This is a genomic window from Paenibacillus litoralis (assembly GCF_046244365.1).
Taxonomy (GTDB): Bacteria; Bacillota; Bacilli; order Paenibacillales; family NBRC-103111; genus Paenibacillus_V.
Genome location: NZ_CP176395.1, coordinates 7,710,155 through 7,729,749, shown reverse-complemented (window position 1 = coordinate 7,729,749; position 19,595 = coordinate 7,710,155). Strand labels below are relative to the sequence as shown.

14 protein-coding genes and 2 pseudogenes are annotated in these 19,595 nt (G+C 44.5%); 10 read left to right on the top strand and 6 right to left on the bottom strand.

The annotated features are described in order from the left end of the window. Positions 1-82 precede the first annotated feature (82 nt). The 4 genes and pseudogenes from ACKGJP_RS32495 (at position 83) to ACKGJP_RS32480 (ending at position 3,884) form a co-directional block, all read left to right on the top strand. A pseudogene (locus ACKGJP_RS32495) lies at positions 83-1,435 on the top strand (transposase). A 736-nt stretch (positions 1,436-2,171) separates the two neighbouring features. After that, entirely contained in the window at positions 2,172-2,456 is a 285-nt protein-coding gene (locus tag ACKGJP_RS32490; protein ID WP_409342876.1) for a hypothetical protein, read from the top strand. Between the two features lie 60 nt (positions 2,457-2,516). Continuing rightward, entirely contained in the window at positions 2,517-3,389 is an 873-nt protein-coding gene (locus tag ACKGJP_RS32485; RefSeq protein ID WP_409342875.1) for an NADAR family protein, read from the top strand. Between the two features lie 102 nt (positions 3,390-3,491). Next, positions 3,492-3,884: a DUF1259 domain-containing protein gene (locus ACKGJP_RS32480; RefSeq protein ID WP_409342874.1), complete on the top strand. Its 393-nt coding sequence runs from the start codon at positions 3,492-3,494 to the stop codon at positions 3,882-3,884. A 105-nt stretch (positions 3,885-3,989) separates the two neighbouring features. On the opposite strand, the gene ACKGJP_RS32475 is transcribed toward ACKGJP_RS32480, so the two are convergent. The 6 genes from ACKGJP_RS32475 to ACKGJP_RS32450 all read right to left on the bottom strand — a co-directional run bounded on the left by ACKGJP_RS32475 (position 3,990) and on the right by ACKGJP_RS32450 (position 8,265). Beyond that, positions 3,990-4,460 (bottom strand): SRPBCC family protein, encoded by a 471-nt coding sequence (locus ACKGJP_RS32475; protein ID WP_409342873.1) that lies wholly within the window; start codon positions 4,458-4,460, stop codon positions 3,990-3,992. A 236-nt stretch (positions 4,461-4,696) separates the two neighbouring features. Beyond that, entirely contained in the window at positions 4,697-5,239 is a 543-nt protein-coding gene (locus ACKGJP_RS32470; protein WP_409342872.1) for an O-acetyl-ADP-ribose deacetylase, read from the bottom strand. A gap of 34 nt (positions 5,240-5,273) precedes the next feature. Then, positions 5,274-6,098 (bottom strand): WYL domain-containing protein, encoded by an 825-nt coding sequence (locus ACKGJP_RS32465; RefSeq protein ID WP_409342871.1) that lies wholly within the window; start codon positions 6,096-6,098, stop codon positions 5,274-5,276. Next, positions 6,085-7,395 carry a helix-turn-helix transcriptional regulator gene (locus tag ACKGJP_RS32460; RefSeq protein ID WP_409342870.1) on the bottom strand — a complete coding sequence of 437 codons (1,311 nt, stop codon included), beginning with the start codon at positions 7,393-7,395 and terminating at the stop codon, positions 6,085-6,087. Before ACKGJP_RS32460 ends, ACKGJP_RS32465 begins: the two co-directional genes overlap by 14 nt. Before the next feature lie 17 nt (positions 7,396-7,412). Beyond that, positions 7,413-7,919, bottom strand: coding sequence for a hypothetical protein (locus ACKGJP_RS32455; protein WP_409342869.1), 507 nt, complete (start codon positions 7,917-7,919; stop codon positions 7,413-7,415). A gap of 25 nt (positions 7,920-7,944) precedes the next feature. Further along, on the bottom strand, positions 7,945-8,265 hold the full coding sequence (locus ACKGJP_RS32450) for a DUF2834 domain-containing protein (RefSeq protein WP_409347315.1): 321 nt from the start codon (positions 8,263-8,265) through the stop codon (positions 7,945-7,947). A 135-nt stretch (positions 8,266-8,400) separates the two neighbouring features. Between ACKGJP_RS32450 and ACKGJP_RS32445 the strand changes: the two genes are divergently transcribed. The 6 genes and pseudogenes from ACKGJP_RS32445 to ACKGJP_RS32420 form a co-directional block, all read left to right on the top strand. After that, a complete protein-coding gene (locus ACKGJP_RS32445) occupies positions 8,401-9,627 on the top strand; it encodes an RtcB family protein (RefSeq protein WP_409342868.1) in 1,227 nt (408 codons plus the stop codon). A 440-nt stretch (positions 9,628-10,067) separates the two neighbouring features. Continuing rightward, on the top strand, positions 10,068-11,576 hold the full coding sequence (locus tag ACKGJP_RS32440; RefSeq protein ID WP_409342867.1) for a TIGR02677 family protein: 1,509 nt from the start codon (positions 10,068-10,070) through the stop codon (positions 11,574-11,576). Beyond that, the gene (locus ACKGJP_RS32435) at positions 11,573-12,727 is read left to right on the top strand and encodes a TIGR02678 family protein (protein WP_409342866.1); all 1,155 of its coding nucleotides are present in this window, start codon (positions 11,573-11,575) and stop codon (positions 12,725-12,727) included. Before ACKGJP_RS32440 ends, ACKGJP_RS32435 begins: the two co-directional genes overlap by 4 nt. Further along, positions 12,727-16,875 carry a TIGR02680 family protein gene (locus tag ACKGJP_RS32430; protein ID WP_409342865.1) on the top strand — a complete coding sequence of 1,383 codons (4,149 nt, stop codon included), beginning with the start codon at positions 12,727-12,729 and terminating at the stop codon, positions 16,873-16,875. The genes ACKGJP_RS32435 and ACKGJP_RS32430 overlap by 1 nt, the downstream gene beginning before the upstream one ends. Before the next feature lie 37 nt (positions 16,876-16,912). Next, positions 16,913-19,033 carry a protein kinase domain-containing protein gene (locus ACKGJP_RS32425; protein ID WP_409342864.1) on the top strand — a complete coding sequence of 707 codons (2,121 nt, stop codon included), beginning with the start codon at positions 16,913-16,915 and terminating at the stop codon, positions 19,031-19,033. Between the two features lie 302 nt (positions 19,034-19,335). Next, positions 19,336-19,542, top strand: a pseudogene (locus ACKGJP_RS32420) (transporter substrate-binding domain-containing protein); the annotation flags it as partial. Positions 19,543-19,595 lie beyond the last annotated feature (53 nt).

The window sequence follows — 19,595 nt, the reverse complement described above, 5'->3', positions numbered from 1 at the left end:
AATCAAGCTTCGAAAAACACCGCTTCGTTTGGTAAAGTGAGAGTGCGACCAATCACTACCACACAGAAGAGGTGTCCTCTATATGATAGACCAAAAGCAATCATTCGATCAACTACCAAAAGAAATGAAACCAGCATTCGAAGAACTGAAAATCGTAAAACACTTGAATGACGCAGGTTTTAAGAAAAAATTCGGCTTTACCTGTACTGTACTATTTCGCCTCATATTCGTTCTTTTGTTTCATCAGAAAAATTGGTTTCGACTGCTTGAGAGTGGGAAAGGGGAATCGTTCCCCGGCAAAGATGCCGTATATCGGTTTCTCAATCACAGTGCGTATCCGTGGCGACGTTTTCTGCAATCCCTCAGCATCAAAACCGTGCAGCGAGTCGAAAAACTAACTTCGGATAACCGGGAGACGGCGTTCATCTTTGACGATTCTATGTTTGAACGCAACCGGAGTAAGGCCGTCGAAATGCTGGCGCGATTCAAGGACCATGCGACCGGCTGTTACTATAAAGGATTTCGCATGCTCACTATGGGTTGGTCTGATGGGCACTCGTTTATCCCGATGGACTTTGCTCTCTTAGTTCCACAAAATCGGCTATTACCGCGATGACAGAGGAAATTGACAAGCGTACCCATGGCTACAAACGTCGTCAAGAAGCTCTTCGTTATGCCCCTCAAGTCATCACCGAGATGCTGGATCGCGCCATTCAAGCCGGCGCTTCAGCATCGTATGTTCTGATGGATAGCTGGTTTACACATGCTCCTTTGATACAAGCAGTGATCAGCCGTGGGCTACATGTGATCGGCATGGTAAAGAATGATAATAAGCGCTATCTCTTGAATGGACAGCGACTTTGCTTGAAGGAGCTGTATACGAAAGCAATGTGCGTGGAGGGTAAGAACAGCAACATCCTGCGCAAATACGGAATTGGCGCCGAGTATTCCGGTGACGGTTGTATTTGTCCGCCATCGTTCCAAGAAAAACGAATGGCTCGCCATTCTCTCGACCGATCTGGCTTTAACAGTCCAAGAGATCATCCGAATTTACCGGATACGCTGGGATATTGAAGTCTTCTTCAAGTGCACCAAATCGCTGCTGCGGCTTCAAAAAGAGTTTCAAGGCCGTTCATACGACTTGCTCATCAGCCACACGACAATTGTGTTCTCACGCTATATCCTGCTTGCCTGGCAGCACCGTCAGAGTACAGACCAGCGGTCTATTGGCGGACTGTTCTATTTGCTCTGCAATGAAGTCGGCACACTCGACTGGGCTGTTGCCTTGCAGCAACTGATCGATTTGATCAATGAAATCGCCACAAAGGTAGGAAAGAAAATCTCCAATTTGATTCAGCGTCAACTCCAGCAATGGATTGCCGGTTTGCCTAACTACATCAAGGCGTATTTGGCGATTTCAAGCTGCGAAAGTTGAGATATTAATTTATTCAATCTTGCATTCAATTCTTCTAAGGATCTCATGCTCCTTTTTCGGTTCAGTCTGTTTAGGTTGCTTTGAGCTTGCGGCTCTGAACGAGCGAGATTGTAGAGGGATATCATTTTCTCGTATTGTTGATATCAATTCGGTTAGCATAGACTCAATTCGATTAAGTTGTTGTTTGGTTTCATTATCCAAGACCATTTGCCCCTGCAATTTCTTAGGTGTATTATTCATGTTTCATTCTTTCTTTCATTTTTAAGCAGTTTCATTGTTTTGAAATTGAGTATGGTTGTAATTGTACAGAGCATGACTGTTATGATGGCTAGAGCAACAATAAGAATGTTCACGATGATCACCTCTGATCAAATTTTTTATCCCATGTGTTATACAGTACCATAAACGAATGAAATTTACAAATAATGTATTATAACATAGTAAAAGGGTATTTGCAATACGAGTTTTCTATTGTATGACCAAGGTTTTTAATCAAAAATGCTTTTATTTAGTAATCAACGATTAGCCTGAGATGGGATTTTATTGTCTCGACATCATTACAAATATATGGAACTAAAGTAGACTATAAGCAAGCTGGCTGTTGTAAAAAAACCACAATTGTTCTGTCATGAGGAGTGATCTTGTGATATCGGCATGGATCGGAAGCATTGCTTTTTTGGCAGTTGCCGTTTTGTACGTCTTGCTGGCTTTGGGTTTGCCCTTCGGAGAGTTTGCAATGGGCGGCAAATATAAAATCATGCCCAAACCGATGAGAGCGGCTTGCGCCATTTCAGTTCTTATTCAATTGGCTGCCATCCTGTTGATTCTGCAAGCGGGTAAGATCATTTCCATCGGAATTCTAGATCCCATTGCCAAAGGCGGATGTTATGTTTTTGCCGCATATTTGCTCTTAAATACAGTCATGAACGGTTTATCCAAAAGCAAAAAAGAGAAGCTTACGATGACGCCTTTATCTTTTATCACGGCGATTTGCTTTTTCGTCACTGCGTCGAATGGCTAGCATTAGCGAATAATGCCAAATCAAACAGCTGCGAACTGTAAGAAAGGGAGGAGAAATGGAATGGCATACGATATCGAGAATCCGATGGCGCCTCCGTGGCTGATGTACCCGCACATAAGCAGATACAGCATTGGCTGGCGAATGGGGTATGGCGAGCATTATGTCATGCATTTCGGAAAATGGTTTTCGGCGCTGACCCCCGAGGAGCGGGATACGTTTCGTCACATGTTCCCTGCCCCGAAAGGCTGGCTTGGCTGGTACGAAGAAGAGTATGCCGATGAAGATTGTTATGACGAAGATGGCGATCTTCTTTGGCATGCGGACGGTAAGCCCGCCTATTCCCTTGAATGGGTGCAGGACAATTTTCGGAAAGGCAGCAAAGACGAGTATTTATTTTTCTGGGGACATCAGCCAAGCCCCGACGGCGCTATTGCCAAAACATGCTTAAGCCAATGGTGGAAAGCGGAATTTGATATCGAGATCGATACCTACTGCTGTATGGAGCAATTCATGATGGCGGAGAAGGCCAGGCTTTTTGGCGACGGAGAGATGCTGGAGAACATTTTGAAGAGCGATAATCCGAAAGAAATAAAAGAGCTGGGCCGGAGCGTTAGCGGCTTTCATGAAGACCAATGGGCGAGTAAACGATACGCCGTCGTGCTAAACGGGAATTTCGCGAAGTTTTTTCAGAATGAACCCCTCATGCAATTTCTGCTGCAGACAGGTGATAAAGTATTAGTGGAGGCCAGTCCCTACGATACCATTTGGGGGATCGGCATGTCCGCAGATGATAAAGACATCAATAATCCTTTCGAATGGAAAGGCCAAAACTTGCTAGGCTTTGCCCTGATGGAAGTTCGGGACGAGCTCGATCGCATCTGTCAACATTACAGCAAGCTTAAGCTGCAAGAGCTGCACCGTGAATTCGGCTGATCCAAAGCCAAGGTTTTGATATAGACGATAGAATAGTCGATCATCCGTTTCCTTCCTATTCCTGTATTCATACCATAAAGGTAAACAGGGGAGGAACGAAGAATGTCAAGTACCGGTTCGCTTTGTGAGCGGTTCTCAAAGATTATCGGGGGTGAGGCCGGCTTTGCCGGCGGTAAGTGCGTCTCGACCATCAATCGAAATGAAATAAGAGCAACCATTTTGGGAAAAAGATTTCGAGTAACGTCTTCTTTTTCGTTCGAATCTTTCAATGAAAGAACCGGCAGAGCGCTATGTTTGGGCAGAGCGGCTTTCTTGGAGAAAGAAGTCAATCCATTCCTTACGGCCATTCGCAACCAAGGCATAAAAGTTACATCCGTCCGCAACGAATGGCTATTCGAGCGGCCCCGCTTGATTTATATCAATATTGAAACTGTGGAGAGACCTCTTGTTTTCGCAAGAAAAGTCAGGCGAGCGTTAGATGCTATCCATAAATAACAAACGAGCTCGGCGTCGCTTAGACACCGGGCTCGCTGTATGATCCGTGAGATCGCTGACTTCCTTTCGGCCGGCCGCGATCTCGCGGAAAAGGGACTCGGGTTCTCAGACGGACATCTTCAGTAAATGCGCTTCGAACCGGTCAAGATTTTGCTCGTTGGCTGGAGCGGCGAATTTCTTGATGGCCTCGAATTCTCTAGCGTTTTCGAAAAGCTGGCGCCAAGTCAGTCTGGTTTTGCCGCCAAGATCCTCGAAAGTTGCCGTGAGCTGAAAATAGGGTGCGCTAATATGCCGCAGCACGATCCGTTCAGGCCTAATTTCGACAAATTCGCTTTTGTTGGGATAATCGACTCCGTTCGGTCCGTGCATCACAAACTCCCATATCCCGCCCGGCCGTAAATCAAATTCGTGAAACGTGTTCGTAAACCCGTTCGGGCCCCACCACTGCGCCAAATGCTCGGGCTTTGTCCAGGCTTCGTAAACGAGAGCAGGGGATGCATTCATCACCCGTGTTGTTACCAATTCGTATTCTTCTTCTGCGCTGATCTCGTTGTTTGCCGCATGGTTTTCCGTCATGCCCGTTCCTCCTCTGCATGTTAAAGTAGGTTAGCTTCGTTATAACCGGTAACTACACTATAAAACATGACGTTACGTCATGTGCAAGTGTTGATATGCAGAAAAGGAGCACGAAGCCTATAAAGAAATTGCCGCCAATCTGCGGCTATAAAATCGAAAAGGTGTCTGAATCTTATTAAGGTTCAGACACCCTTTTTTGCGTGGAATTCAGTCTTCGTCAGATCAATGTACCGAGCTTATTTCGGTATGTAATCATAATTCTCATCATCAAAACAAACGAAGTAGATTTGATCAATCGTATCTTGCCCGGAAATCAAGGAATCCAAATAAAATACTACGGATTCAAGAGCGGTTTCAGCCGCGATCTGTTTGGGGAAACGGTAAATACCCGTGCTGATATTCGGGAAAGCAATGCTTTTGGCTTTGTTCTCCATGGCGAGCCGCAGTGAGTTCTTGTAGCAGCTCCTCAGTTTTTCAATTTCGTTGCTGTTTCCTCCGTTCCACACGGGACCGACGGTATGAATGATATAGGAAGCAGGCAGGCTGCCCGCTGATGTTATAACCGCTTCGCCGACTGCACAGCCACCCTGCCTCTCTCTGATTTTTACGCACTCTTCTAGGATTGTTTTGCCTCCGGCTTTATGAATAGCACCGTCCACGCCACCGCCGCCCAAAAGACTTGTGTTTGCGGCGTTGACAATAACATCGGCTGTAACTTTCGTAATATCCCCTTTCATTACGGAAAGGGTTGTCTGGTTAATCTTTATATAATCCGCCATATGTATCCTCCCATACCCAGCACGCCCAACCCGCCTACGAAGACAACTCCTCTTCCGCCGTATTCACCCCATACCGCTCCAACGCCTTCGTCGACGATTCCAGCATCCGTTTTTTCAAGTAATCGCCCTCGACGACCCGTACGCGCTTCCCGAGAAATCGGAGCTTGGATAGCAAATACTCGCATTCGTCCCCAAGCAAACAAACCCTGACTCTGTAAACGTCGTTCTCCGAATCGTACTCGACGTCTTTTTCGAAGCTGGAGAAGGCGTACAGGATGCGGGACAGTTCTGCATTGTACATGCGGACGACTTCGATGACGGCCTCGCTTTTGCGAGAGTTGAGCGTCCGGCCGATCCTTAGCAGGATGCTGTCGGCTTCCGATGATGGGAGGTACTCCTCCGCGACGGAAATCATGTTGGCCAGCCGGGTGCTCATGAACGCCCGATTTCGGAGGTGATACCATAACAGATACCATTCTCTCTTGACCATGGAGTATTCCAGCTTGTACGGCAGCCCGGAATGATCCTTGTTCACGCGCCCTCCCTTGAGCCTGTAGGTTAGCCGGATTCCGCTCTTGTTCATAATAAGCCGGCGTAAAACGCGCAGGAGCGGGTGGTAGACCTGTTTTTCCATGCTGGACGCTTTTTGGATGAGGTGGTCGGAGATATCCATCATCGGGTCCGGCTCGAGGATTGAGCGCAGCTTGTCTAACGTATCCGCCGTGAAAGCTTCGGCTGCCGCGGGTTGCGCCAGCATCGTTTTCAGCCACGCTCTTTCGTGCGAGGTGATCATGAACGTACCGGAACCTTCCAGGCGGGAGATGATCTGGTAGTTAAAAATTTTCTCAAACAGATTCATAGTAAGCCTGAATCTCCTTCCATTCGGCAATCATTTCCCGGCGTAAATGAGCGGGCTCGAGCACCTCGCAGCTGGAACCGAAGCTCCGCAGCCATGGCTTAATTTCAGTAGTCCCGTTAACGGTAATTTCATAGATAAAAGAACATTCGTCCTCGTCCACGATCTGTCCCCACTGTCCTTGCAGCAAAACCCGTTCCTTTACAAAGTTGGACTCGATCGAATCCGGATTGAAAAATCGGACCCGAACCTTCACCGTCCGGCCGGTGTCGATCAGCCAGCTATAGCGGATTTTTTCCTCCAGCTCGTTCGTCTTCTCCTCAAACAACGCCTCGTCCACGCGCTCATCTTCTTCGATCTGTGTCATCCCTTCCATCCGGTATTTCCGGATTCCTTCCCTGCCGTTCGAGAGCAAATACCATCTGCCATACTGGTGATCGTAGACGACCTTAAGCGGAAGCGTCGTTTCCCATTTGCCCTCCGTTTCCCGTTCGAATAGCGGGTTCGTATTTTGGGAGGCGTAGCTTTTGTCGGCTTTCGGCGAGAAATACAGGAACCGGACTTTACGGTGGTGCCGGATGGCGCTAAGCAGCGTGAACAAATGCGCCTCGTCCAAAATCCGCGAGTAATAGTGATACTTGTATAAAAACGGCTCGATGGCGTGCTTCTCCGCATGATTGCGCAGCAAATGCTTTTTCAAGCCGTCGCGCAGCAAATAGCCTTGTACGGAAGGGACCTGCGTGTTCGCCATAACATCCACAAAATCATACAAATCGACAAGCTCTTCATCCGTTAGTTGCCGGATCAGGTCGTTTTGGACCCGGTACCGGTAGGGGCGAGTAACGGACTCCCTTCGGATGACGCCGACCTCCTCCAAATATTTGAGATCCGACCGGATCGTCTTCTCATCGGGCTGGGGAAGGTCGATAGACAGACTGCTGCAGCAGATGTCCATAAGCTCCATGGCCGTCAGCGCTTGGTCGTTCATGGCACTGAGGAGCAGCGAGATTCGGTGGCTTTCGGATTCTTTGACGGATTTGGCGCGAAACAGGAACAGCAGCATCGGATCGGTAGAGTCGTAATAGCTGAGCCGGATCGTTTCGGCGAACTCTCTGCTCTGCTCCTGCGGCAAACGCCGGTACATCGAGCTCACGATTTCTTTGAGCCGGCGGATCGTTTTGTCGAAGGTGTGGACGGATATACCCAGTCGCTCCGCGAACTGCTGCCTGTTATAGGCGCCGCTTGTCAGCACGAGCATACGCAGAAATTGGATCTCCTTATCGAAACTCTCCTTGGCCATCGGAATTCCCCCGTTCGTCAAACAACCTTCTTTTCATTGTAGCAGGGGACGGACTGGATCGGAAAGGAAAGTTTCGTTGTAATCGTCATACTTTTGCCATGTTCACCGGCTCCGAAATAAGCGAAAATAAACACAGAAAGCCGACACGAAAGTGCCGGCGGGCCAAAGATCTTACTTTTTCCTTCCATATTGCCTGACGTATGGTCCAAGGCAACATCGAGGCCTAGCTCACGAAACCCTTTTTTGCACCCGTCAAACAGTCGTCCGACGGATTTGCCGAGCGTCTTCAGTTCCGCCTCAACCCGTTCGGTGTCGGCCTTGCTGAATCCTGCTCCGGACAGCGTTGGCTGGAGATACCCGATCTGCCCGCCTTGCTCATAGAGAGCGTCGAATGTCGGGTACTGGTTTTTCACCGAGTTGTGCTGGACTTGATAGCCGCTCTCGAGCTTGGTTATACGAAAAATATTGAAACCGCCCGACCCGCCTGTAGGCTTGAAGTAGACCTTTGAATGTTGAGAAAGCATCAGAGGAGACGAATTTTGCGGTGTATCAGGCCCTATGAACAGATTTATTCACATAAGAATGTCTGAAAAACAAAAATAACGGAAGCGCCAGAGACAGCCCGACTGTGAGTAGTGCCGCAAGACAAATCCATTTTTCTTTCCTCATGTTATATTTACGGGATTCGTTGAACATGAACAACACGAACACGATACACGAAATAAAGAAATCGACGGTGAAAAAAGTAGAGATCGCATTTGCGAATAAGAAATCGACGAATAGGTTGAGTTGTAGTCCATGCTCGCTCAGGAACTGGATCAAGAAATAATAGGGAAAGACCGTACCGACTACACCCAAGAGCAAGTACATCTTTTTCAAGTTACCGCCTCCTTATTATTGTATATATTTTCCTATAGGGTAGCATACGCAATGCCTGATCACAAAAAAACATTTGGTGAAAATTAACGGCTATAGCCGTAATCATTTTTAAGGGAGATGGATCATATGGCATATCAAACGATTAACGGCGTACGTGTCTGGGGGAAGCCCGACGAGGGGGCGCTTGCTCAAGCGAAAATGTGTGCGGAGACCGGCAACGTCGTGCAAACACTGCTCATGGCGGATCATCACAAAGGCTACAGCCAGCCGATCGGCGGTGTCGTCGTATACGACGGGCAAATCTCGCCATCGGGCGTGGGGTACGATATTGCGTGCGGGAATAAGGCCGTGCGAACCCATCTGCACGTGGAAGACGTAAAGCCTAGACTGGCAAAAATCATGGACGACATCGCACGTAAAATCTCATTCGGAGTGGGGCGCGTCAATAGCGAGAAAATTGATCATGACCTGTTCGACGATCCGGATTGGGACGTATACAAGGCGCTCGGCAACCAAGTGCACGATAAGCTGAAAACGCTGGCCCGCGATCAACTCGGCACGGTCGGCAGCGGGAACCATTTCGTCGATATCTTTGAAGAAGCGGGAACCGGCCGCGTGTGGGTCGGGAATCATTTTGGCAGCCGTGGCTTCGGGCATAAAACCGCGAGCGGTTTTATCAACCTTGCTGCCGGCAGAGAGTTTCTGGCTAACGCCCCCGGCGAGAAGATGGATCAGGCTCCTATACTGCTGGACTTGAGCAGCGAGCTCGGCGATATGTATTACCGTGCGATGAAGCTGGCAGGACGCTACGCCTATGCCGGACGGGATTATGTGATTCGAGAAGTGCTGTCGATACTGGGAACGGAAGCGGACTTTGAGGTGCATAACCATCATAACTATGCTTGGAAAGAGACCCATAACGGGAAAGAAGTCGTGGTAGTCCGTAAGGGGGCAACCCCGTCTGCACCGGGACAGATCGGCTTTATCGGCGGCAGCATGGGCGACATTTCCGTTATCGTGAGGGGAAAGGATACCGCGGAGAACCGCGATGCTTTCTACAGCACCGTTCACGGAGCGGGCCGCATCATGAGCCGGACGCAAGCGGCAGGCAAAATGAACTGGAAAACCCGCGCTCGTACCGGCGGGCAAATCTCCACGGAGCAAATGCTGAACGCCGTCCGCGACTTCGGCGTCGAGCTCCGCGGCGCAGGCACCGACGAGAGCCCGTTCGTTTACCGGAAGCTTCAAGAAGTACTGGATGCCCATGCCGAAACAATCGAGGTAATGCACGTTCTGAAACCAATCGGTGTCTGTATGGCGGGAGCGGATGAGTTTGATCCTTATAAGGATTGAGGGGGGAGTAAATTCAACTAAGTGTTTAGGAAGGGGGGGCGGGAACGTTGGAAAAGGATTTGTGAATGTTTGAGGAGCCGCACCGTCGAAGTTCAGCTAGTGGAGGTAGAAATGTTTCCGCATACGGTACATGTGGATTGCTGTGTGTTGTTGGTGAGGAATTATTATAGTAGTCGCATTTATCTATTCTGATTAACTCGAGCTCATAACAGCTTGAGTTTTTTATTTGGTGGAGCGATTTCTGATTGGCTTTTTGCACAGTTGTGACGGTCAATATGACTATCATGGAAGAAGGACACGTGTCATATTTTGGCGAATATAAATAATGTATAAAATTCTACCAATAAATCCCCGTTTCTAAATAGGACATGTGAACGATGCTAATCAATCTCCTATGACTAAAGACTGTACCAATGTACCAGATTTAATTAAAGAAAGGGATGAATAAGTTGTATTCCCTCTTTGATAAAATTGAACAAACTAAATATTTATCCGAAGGTAAGGCGGACATATATCGGCCGATTTGTCGTCTTTTGTTCCAGAAAACCGCACTAGAGTTTCAAGGTAGCATGTATACAGTTGCGGAAATTTTAGCTGAAATGAAACAACGGCCTGAATTTGAAGGTAGATTTATGAATCTTACGGAAAAGGAGCTTGATGATGCGCTGAAAAGCTTAGAAAAATGGGGGAATGTAATTGGCCATCAAGATACTTCAAAAGCAAAACGCATCGAAGAACTGAAAAATCGACGCTCGCTATATAGTATTACAGACATTACGATTGAGTTGGAACGTATGATTGCGGAGCTTCAAAATAGCCTTTTGTCTATTCGAGGCATAGAGTTTGAACGGCATATTCCTAACCGTATGATGGAGGAACTCGATAAGCTCAAAAATTGGGAAGAAAAGCAAACTCTCGACTTGCGGATTGTTTGGAAAGAGCTCATGGATCGGTTTAAATCGCTACAAACTGAATCTTCGAATTTTTTTGCCCAAATCAGTCGTTCTTCTTCCAATGAAGAACTAATGCGAACTGCCTCATTTTTAGCCTATAAAGAAAAATTTGTTCAAATGCTTCAAAATTTTGTCCTAGTTATTATGGATAAACAAGATAAAGTCCGGCAATATCTCCATGACATCCGGGATGATGCCATTCAACGCATTGTTGAATTCATCGTAACTAAAGAAGCAGAGAGGGATTTAACTGGTGACTTTTGTGCCGAAGAATCCCGATCAGCGCGGCTTTCAGAATGGCAAGGATTAAAAAGGTGGTTCATAGAGATCAATGGAAAAAAACCAGGTGTTCGCTTCTTAATTGATCAGGCCAAGAACACGATTGTTCGTGTCGTTAAAATTGCCGAGCAAATAACCGATCGCTACAACCATTTCAAAAGCCGCAAAAACGATTGTTTGCAACTCGCTAGACTATTTGCATGCGCAGGAACGATTGAAGAGTGCCATCGACTTTCAGCATATGTGTTTGGGGTGCAGCAAACATTTCATCTTTATACAATGCCAAAACGCTCGGATGACCATCATGATACAGCTTGGGAGTATGATCCACACGAGATTACCATAAACAAAAATAAGCCTGGGCGCCGGGAAGGGAAAATCAAACATGCACTCGATGAAAATCCACTCCGAGAGTATGAGCTTTTAAAGCAGCACCAAGAGCGGCAAATGATTATCCGTCGTTATTTTGACGAACTCTCAGCTGACGGGAAAATTATCATTGAAGAGTTGCCCGTCCTCCATCCGATTATTAGGAATACTTTGCTTGATCTTATAGGACAAGCGAGTGCTTCGAGCAAAAAGATTGCACGAACCGATGGTGGTGCTAAATTCCAAATGAAAGAGCGTTCAGAGCGTTGGGTACAGGTTCGTTTTAAGGACGGGACACTAACGATGAGGAACTTTGAATTTGAGCGAATCGGAGCTGGCAACGTATGAAAGAGATTATACCTTTTCAAGATTGCGTACGAGCATTATTTGATCGTTATTGGATACGTCAAGTGGATGATCCTGAAATGTTTTATGCTATTAAGAAACAGGAAAGCGATTTGGAAGCATATTTTCGTACTCAATTTCGGTATCATCTGATTGTTGACGGTACATTTGCAAAGCTCGAAAAAATTCCGTTCATTTCACGGCCTTCAATGGGCATTTTAGAGTTCGAAAGGGAGCAAAGTTATGTATTCTTCGCATGTTTGCTTGCTTACTTTGAAGATAAAGGTGAAGATCAACAATTTCTTCTCCAAGATGCGTGTGAAGCAATACTCAACTATGCACCTGAGGAAGCAGGAGTCATTAGCTGGGAGGATAGAAGCACGCGAAAGGCATTTGTGGAGGCACTTAAGTTTTGCCGAGATCAATACATAATCGAAGAAGTTCATCAGCAAATTGAAGGTTTTCGCGATCAAATCGATCACGAAGTATTGCTTCAGACCACGTCGATGTTTCGACGTGTTTTGACCCTGTATTTTAGCGATCTTTCCAAGCTCCAAACGATTGATGAGTTTGAAAGTGTGGTCCAAAAAGAAATCGAAGAAGTCACGACGCCAAAACAACGGATCATAAGAACTTGGTTTTTAGAATCTGCTCTTCGACATGAAGAACTTACACCAGAAGAGCGTGAAGCCTTGGAATGTGGATTCGAATCATGGCAAGCGGAAATTGAGAGCCAGTTCGATTTTATGCATGTTGAGCGGTATAAGTCCATGAGCGCGATCGTTCATAGTGAATATCAATATGGGCAGTATTACCCAGATGTTCGCAATAACCAAACAATGAATGCCGCCATTCAGTGGGCAACAGAGGTATTTGATCAGGTTAGGAGCGGCGAAATCATCCCTGATTTATACGGCCGAATTCGAATGCATGAGCGCGAAGCATTTCAAATATTTCTTACGGTGAAAGAAAAATTTCTTTTTGGATGGAACAAAGACTTCACACAAATAAAATCATCAGAAGCAGCGTGGAAGATGGTGCTTGAAATACTTGAACAATTTTCAATCGTCAAATTGATTGGAGACAAACAATTGTATTGTTATGATCTAGCGGGTCGAATTACAGGCGAATATCTGAAGGAGGCGGAGAAATAATGGCTGTCCATCGTTACCAGCCCAATCGTTTGGGACTCTTTAATTTCTGGTATCACACGGATTCAGTATTTGAGTTCGCTGATGGGAAATTGTTTGTTCGTGGCGCAAATGGTAGTGGGAAATCTGTAACGACAACGATGGCGGTCCCTATATTGCTAGACGGAGATAAAAGTCCAAGTCGTCTGGATCCGTTTGGCGGAAAAAGTCGATTAATGGTTGATTTATTGCTTGGTGAAAAAAATATCTCTCAAAAAGAGGAAGCAACGGGATACCTGTATTTTGAATTTAAAAAAGGCGACTCGTATTTGACGATTGGAATTGGGATGAATGGTAAACGCAAAGAACGGTCTATCGATTATTGGTATTTTGTAATTAATGACGGCAGGCGGGTCGGGCACGATTTCTTCTTATACTCTGAAGAAAATGTCAGAGGGGAGATTAAAAAATTCCCGCTCACAAAAAGACAGGCGGAGGAAGAAATTGGACGGGGCGGAGAATTTACAGCGAGCCAAGCACGTTATACCGAAATGGTAAATCAATATTTGTTCGGTTTTGATTCCGTCAAAACGTTTAAAGAGTTGATTCATATTTTGATTCAACTACGGAGTCCGAAACTTTCTCGAGATACTAAACCAACTGATGTATCCAATCTATTATCGGATTCGCTACCTGAACTTGCAGATGAGGATTTGTCGCCGATGATCCAGACGATCGGAACGATTGATGCTCATCAAGAGAAGCTCAAAAGACTGGAGCATTCACTTCGATACCTCCAGGCACTTCAGTCGGCCTATCAAACCTATAATGAACATCGGTTGTATGAGATTTCAAAAGAAAATATAGTGGTCGAAAAGCAACTTCATCGATCGATTCAAACGCTTGAGAATGATCAAAAGCAATTCGAGAAAAACGAAGATGAACATGCAGATTTACTAGAACTTCTGGCACGTCTTGAAACTGAAAAGCAAGCACTGGATGTGGAAGAGGAACACCTTAGAGGGCACAAAGTGTTTGGCCTTCGGAAGCAACAGGCCCAATATGAAGAGGAATTTGAACAAGTTGAAAAAAACATTAAGACGCTGGAGGATCAATACAATACCAAAAGTATGAAGCTCGACTCGGTAATTCGTGATCAAAAACAAAATGCCTACGAGAAAGAAAAGACAAAGAACGATATTACCGAAATTGCCGATGAGTTAACGGAACTTGCCAAACAAACGTTTTTTTCGGCGCACGACCAGTTCTTATCGCATTTGGAAAAGAACTCAGACGGAGAATTGGTCATTTTTCGAAGAAACTGGGAAGAAGAGTTACAAGCTTACCAAAAAGTCCTTTCTACAATTCGAAACTTAGTCCGAGAGGTTGAGACTTGCAGACTGCGCGAAAAGGATGCGGAAGAGGCAGTAGATCGCGCAGAACAGCAGTTAGAAGCCGTAAAGCAAAAGAGAATGGAACTGCAAAAAACTGCCGAACACGTTCGTGAGAATCTGGGTAGAGATTTGGAAATATGGCAAACTCATGCACAAGTCTTTGTGTTTGAAGAGAAATCCAAACAACAATTAATTGGTTTTTTTGTATCGTTTCTTTATGAGGAGATCGAGGAGGCATCGCGTGAAATAGAGTTCAGGTGTAGCGAGCAGAAGCAAATGCTAGAAAAACCGATCGTCCAAGAAATTGAAGGGCATCGGTTTGCGATTAAGCATGAGAACAGTCAGCAAGCGATTTGGAGAAAGCTAATCGAGGAACTTCAAAACCAACCTGAAATTGAACCTGCTTATTCTGGAGACGAACAATCCCGTCGCAACGCCCTGCGGGAAAAAGGCATTCTGTTTAGAAGCTTTTATGAAGCTGTTGATTTTCGACCTGAAGTGGACGAACAAACTCGGTCAAACATCGAGGCAGCCATTTTAAAATCAGGTCTTCTAACGGCCCTTTTGGTTTCAGAAGAAGATGAGGATCGCGTTTTTGAGATGCTTCCCATCGTCCGAACACAGCAGATCAAGACTCGAAATTTAACGCAGTATTTAGTAGCTATACCGAATGAGGCCTTGTCACAATCCAGAATTGAGAGCTTGCTTCAAGGAATATCCATTTCGAGATCTGATGATTCCTTCATTTTGCATACTGGAGAGTTTCAAAATGGTTTTATTCACGGCAGTGCTCCGATTCAAGAGGACCGGCTCATCGGAAAAACTGCGAGAGAAGTCATTCGAGCAAAGCGTATTTTGAGTTTGCAAGCCGAAATTCAATCTTCACAAAAGCGTGTTGAAGAGGCAGGAGACCGTGTATCGTTTCTTCAAAATCAAATGCGCCGATTAAATGCCGATTTATTAAATTTTCCTTCTCTTGAGCCTATGAAAAAGGTGGAAAAGCAGCGCAGCAAATTGGACACGGAAGAAATAATGGCTAATGATCAAGTAGAGCAACAAGAGGCGAATCTTCAATCCTTGAAGAAAAAAAACCTACCGATCATCAATGAGTTTCTGTCAAAGTCTGCACCCTACCACCGTATTGAACGAACATCGGCTGCCTATCAGAATGCTCTCGACGAGCTTAGCGAGTACAGCAAGCAACTCGGCACCTTTTTTCATCTCATATCGCACCGAAAAATACTCACGGAAAAAGCGTATGATACTTCAAATAGGATCTACGATCTAGAGAATGAACTAGATGCCCTTCAAGAGCATAAGGTGGATGCATACCGAGATATTAAGACTAAAACAGCTAAGCTGGACACGATTTTGAATCTAATCTCAACTCAAGATGACGAGCAGAATATCTTGGTGCGTATTGGTGAAGTTGTCTTGAAGAAAAAGGAAAACGAGGCGGCTAGAGAGAAAGGGATTCAACGTAGAGCTGATCTACGGTCGGCTATTACAGGACTTAAAAATCAAATTGAAACTCAAGGTTCGGTCATCTTGGAACTAGAAGAACTCAAGCAAGCGTGGGAATCGTTATTTCAAGAGGAGAAAAGCTTTGGCTTTACTGATCCTCATTGGATGACGCGTGTGGCCGTTCACAACTTGGAATTGAAGCATAAGGAGTTAAAGGGCAGTGATGTACAGGGGGCATTGGATCGAGCGATCTACGATGCCGAACGTGAATTAATGGGCCAAGACATGAAGCAAATTCGGCATACGTTAAAGATTAGAAGTATGGGTAAGGGGAGAGAATGGGAACTGCTTCAACAGTGGACCGGTCGACAGTTCATCACGTTCATGCCTAGTTATATTGAGATAAAACCTATTCAGTTACTTGCAGAGTTGCAAGCAACCCGAGATGAGACGGCGCTCGCCATCCAAGAAAAAGAACGGGAATTGTATGAGAAAGTGTTAATCGATGACATCGGTTCGACTATCCGTGGGCTGATAGAAAAAGCGAAAGCATGGGAAGAGAAAGCTAATTATTTTCTCTCAAACATCGACACCACCGTTCGAATGCGGCTTAAGTGGAAACCCCTTCCTGCGAAAGAACAGGGAGAATTGTCGACGGATAAACTAGTCGAACTTCTTTCGAAGAACACCAAATGGCTGAATAACCATGACCTTGAGCGGATCGCGGAGCATTTCAAAACCAAGGTCGAGCAAGCACGAGCCATGGCGAAAGAGGACACGCGCTTTTCGTTAACTGTCAAAATGAAAGAACTACTAGATTATCGAAAGTGGTATCGATTTGTTTTGGAATATAAAAAAGATGGGCAAGCAGAATTTGATGAATTTACTATTAAAGTGTTTGAGGCCTTGAGTGGAGGAGAAAAAGGCATTTGTATGTACAGCCCACTATTTGCTGCAGCCGCTGCAAAATATGCACACGCGGCGCCCGATTCCCCTCGTTTGTTCTCGCTAGATGAGGCATTCGCGGGGATTGATCATGAAAATATTGAGAATATATTTGGGCTGATCTCTCAATTTGATTTTGACTATTTGATGAACTCCCAGATTCTTTGGGGAACATATGAAACTGTAAGAGAATTATCGATTGTGGAAATTCTACGAAGAGTGCATGAAAAGACACTAGCGCTAGGTCGATATTATTGGGATGGTGAAAATAAACACGATCTCTCCAATGGACATTTTATAGAGGAATATTTTTGGGGAAAACATTCTAGAGATTTTGCTGCAGCAACTTCAGAGCCGCCCCAGGTGTGACTAAAGAAAGCCATTAAATCTTTAGAGGAAGTGTTTTATGGAGTCTTCATTACAGGAACTGGTTCAGATCTTTCGAAATGAAAAAGGATTTAGTATTTTGTTTTCACTTTTTCGGGAGAAATACCGAAGTTACGGGAGAATTGGTAAGGGCACCAAAGTCATTCTTGTCAATCCATCACAATATGAACTGCAAACGTTAGAAGGTTTCTTCGGTGAAGTATACAGGAATGACGAACCAATCATGATTACCGCAGCAAAATTTGAGAGAGCTATTATGAAAACAAAGTATAAGGATTCATTTGAAGCTCACGATATGAATGATCTTTTACAAATATATTTTGGGGGTCAATTAACGTCCAGAAGCGAAGATAAACGCAATTTTGATAAAGAGAAGGAACAGTTCTTTCAAACTTTTTTGAGCCAAACTAAAATAGAAAGTCCGTTCTATAGATATGTTTCGTTCATAACAAACTATCTAAATGCACCATTTATTCATTTCATGTTTAAGAAGAACCCCAATTTACTTAGGCAATTACTTATTCTAATGAATAAACTTTTTGACCAGTTGCCTTTAAGTAACGATATCTTTTTGCCTATACTTGCCCATAAGCTTACAGATGATTTTCATGCTTTAGTTCCTAAGTCGGATGGCGGCAAGATGATGTTATTTGCATTACAAGTGTTAAATTGTTTGGACAAAGGAGCGGACATCATTTCAAACCCAGATGAAGAACAGATCAAAGATATTTTACATGGGTATCGCATCTTGTTCTGTCCGGAGTCCAATAAATTAGCTCATCGTTTGTGGATTTCAGAAAGTCAAAATGGCGAAAATTACAAAAATCAATTAATTCCTTTGGAAAATATTGGATCAGGTGCATTTGCAGAAGTACATAGAATTTTTGATCCGATTGCCAAAAGAGAAATGGCATGCAAAGTACTTTTTGAGAAATCGGTTTTTCTACAACGGTATGGAAAAGAAGGGGAGGATTACTTACTGCGATTTAAAAGAGAGGTTAGACTTTTACGAGAAAAGATATCTCATCATAACATAGTAGAAATTGACAAAGTACAGTTTGAACATGATCCTGTTTTGTTTACAATGCCATTGGCAGAGACTTCTTTAGAGAAATGGTTAGTGCTGAATCCTACCGTGTCAGAGGAAACAAAATTAAGTATATTTAAAGATATACTTTATGGCGTGGCTCATCTTCATGACTATAAAATCAGTCATCGGGATTTAGCTCCTCATAATATCTTGTTATTTCCCCAAAGTGACGGGAATAGATTGGCAAAGGTCGCTGATTTTGGTTTGGCCAAAGATCACCGAACGATTTCTTCAATCACAAGACATTCTAATATGTCGTATGGAAGAGAAGCGTTTACTGCCCCAGAGCAAAAGAAAAGCCTGAAAAATGCTGATGCTCTATCTGATATTTATTCGCTAGGGGCCTTACTTTATTTCCTGATTAGTGGTAAGTCACCGGAGCAAAGATTCACATCATTTATTAAATATCAGCCTATTGTTGGGAAAGCAATGGAGGAGGATCGTTCCAAGCGGTATCAAACCATTCAGGAATTAATGGAGGACTTAATTAATAGTTCAGCTCAAAGTAATTATTCATTTGGTAGTTTAAAGACTTATGAATTCAAAGATCTTCGCGTCGATGTGAATCATGTGTTAAAATGTCTGCCTGCAGTTCAAGTTGAACAGCCAGATCAAGTTCTTGGAAAGTTCATTAGACCTTTCTTATCTATTCCGACTGATGTTCTGACGGAATGCACAAAAAATGAAACGGTAATGATTCCTTTTATGCATATAGCAATAGAGAATATTTCTAGAGCGATAGATTGTAACGAAGAGGAGTGGAATCGCATTTCTATACTTATAAGTGGAATTTATAAAGGGGTACAAAATTTAGTACTTCAAATATACTCTTTAAATCTGTTATTAATAATTGCACTAGAAAAGAAGAATCCCTTAGCTCAAACTATACTTGTGGATACTATGAGCCCGTTGGTAAGTCAAGGAAAACTTTCGCAACAAATAGCAAATATAATTGAGAAGGAATTTTCAACTTATCACGATTTATTAATTAGTCTTTTGAAAGATACTCACTATCCATCCGATATACGTTTCGTTTTAAATGACTATTAAAGAACAAAAGAGCGAAAACAGTGTCCTTTATTACGGACTACTGAAGTGGGGACGTAACACAAATCACTCATGTTGAATGCTGTGTGTTGCTGGTTAGGGAGTATTGATTTGAAGCCACATTTACCTGATTTTAGTAGCCTGAAAGCCCGAACTTTTCCGAGTTCGGGCTTTTGTTTATACATCACATCCCGAACTGGCTCAAGGTGTTCAATCAGGCTTCTGTACAGCAAAAGGAAATGACGGCACGATCATTGGTAGGGTCGAGGCGTAGAGAAGGAGTCAAGAATCACTTCAAGCTGCGGATCAGCGAGTACTACATGTCCAAAGAAAAGGGAACCTTCAAGCTGCTTGATGAATCGCTGGCTCCTGAAGAATACGGAGTTGGCGTGAAGAAAGGCAATGAGGCACTGCTTCAAAAGCTGCAAAAAGCCCTTGACGAGATGAACCAAGACTGCGAAGCTGCTAAAATTTCGCAAAAGTGGTTTGGTGAAGATAAAGTATTGAAGTAAACGTAAGCGAATGAAGATAAGGCAAAATCGGATTTCCTTTTGGGAAATCCCGG

What these genes read in the sequence shown, in the direction of transcription:
- ACKGJP_RS32490 (WP_409342876.1), top strand. Translation starts at nt 2,172, where the DNA reads ATGGGCGGCAAATATAAAATCATGCCCAAACCGATGAGAGCGGCTTGC.
- ACKGJP_RS32485 (WP_409342875.1), top strand. Translation starts at nt 2,517, where the DNA reads ATGGCATACGATATCGAGAATCCGATGGCGCCTCCGTGGCTGATGTAC.
- ACKGJP_RS32480 (WP_409342874.1), top strand. Translation starts at nt 3,492, where the DNA reads ATGTCAAGTACCGGTTCGCTTTGTGAGCGGTTCTCAAAGATTATCGGG.
- ACKGJP_RS32475 (WP_409342873.1), bottom strand. Translation starts at nt 4,460, where the DNA reads ATGACGGAAAACCATGCGGCAAACAACGAGATCAGCGCAGAAGAAGAA.
- ACKGJP_RS32470 (WP_409342872.1), bottom strand. Translation starts at nt 5,239, where the DNA reads ATGGCGGATTATATAAAGATTAACCAGACAACCCTTTCCGTAATGAAA.
- ACKGJP_RS32465 (WP_409342871.1), bottom strand. Translation starts at nt 6,098, where the DNA reads ATGAATCTGTTTGAGAAAATTTTTAACTACCAGATCATCTCCCGCCTG.
- ACKGJP_RS32460 (WP_409342870.1), bottom strand. Translation starts at nt 7,395, where the DNA reads ATGGCCAAGGAGAGTTTCGATAAGGAGATCCAATTTCTGCGTATGCTC.
- ACKGJP_RS32455 (WP_409342869.1), bottom strand. Translation starts at nt 7,919, where the DNA reads ATGCTTTCTCAACATTCAAAGGTCTACTTCAAGCCTACAGGCGGGTCG.
- ACKGJP_RS32450 (WP_409347315.1), bottom strand. Translation starts at nt 8,265, where the DNA reads ATGTACTTGCTCTTGGGTGTAGTCGGTACGGTCTTTCCCTATTATTTC.
- ACKGJP_RS32445 (WP_409342868.1), top strand. Translation starts at nt 8,401, where the DNA reads ATGGCATATCAAACGATTAACGGCGTACGTGTCTGGGGGAAGCCCGAC.
- ACKGJP_RS32440 (WP_409342867.1), top strand. Translation starts at nt 10,068, where the DNA reads ATGAATAAGTTGTATTCCCTCTTTGATAAAATTGAACAAACTAAATAT.
- ACKGJP_RS32435 (WP_409342866.1), top strand. Translation starts at nt 11,573, where the DNA reads ATGAAAGAGATTATACCTTTTCAAGATTGCGTACGAGCATTATTTGAT.
- ACKGJP_RS32430 (WP_409342865.1), top strand. Translation starts at nt 12,727, where the DNA reads ATGGCTGTCCATCGTTACCAGCCCAATCGTTTGGGACTCTTTAATTTC.
- ACKGJP_RS32425 (WP_409342864.1), top strand. Translation starts at nt 16,913, where the DNA reads ATGGAGTCTTCATTACAGGAACTGGTTCAGATCTTTCGAAATGAAAAA.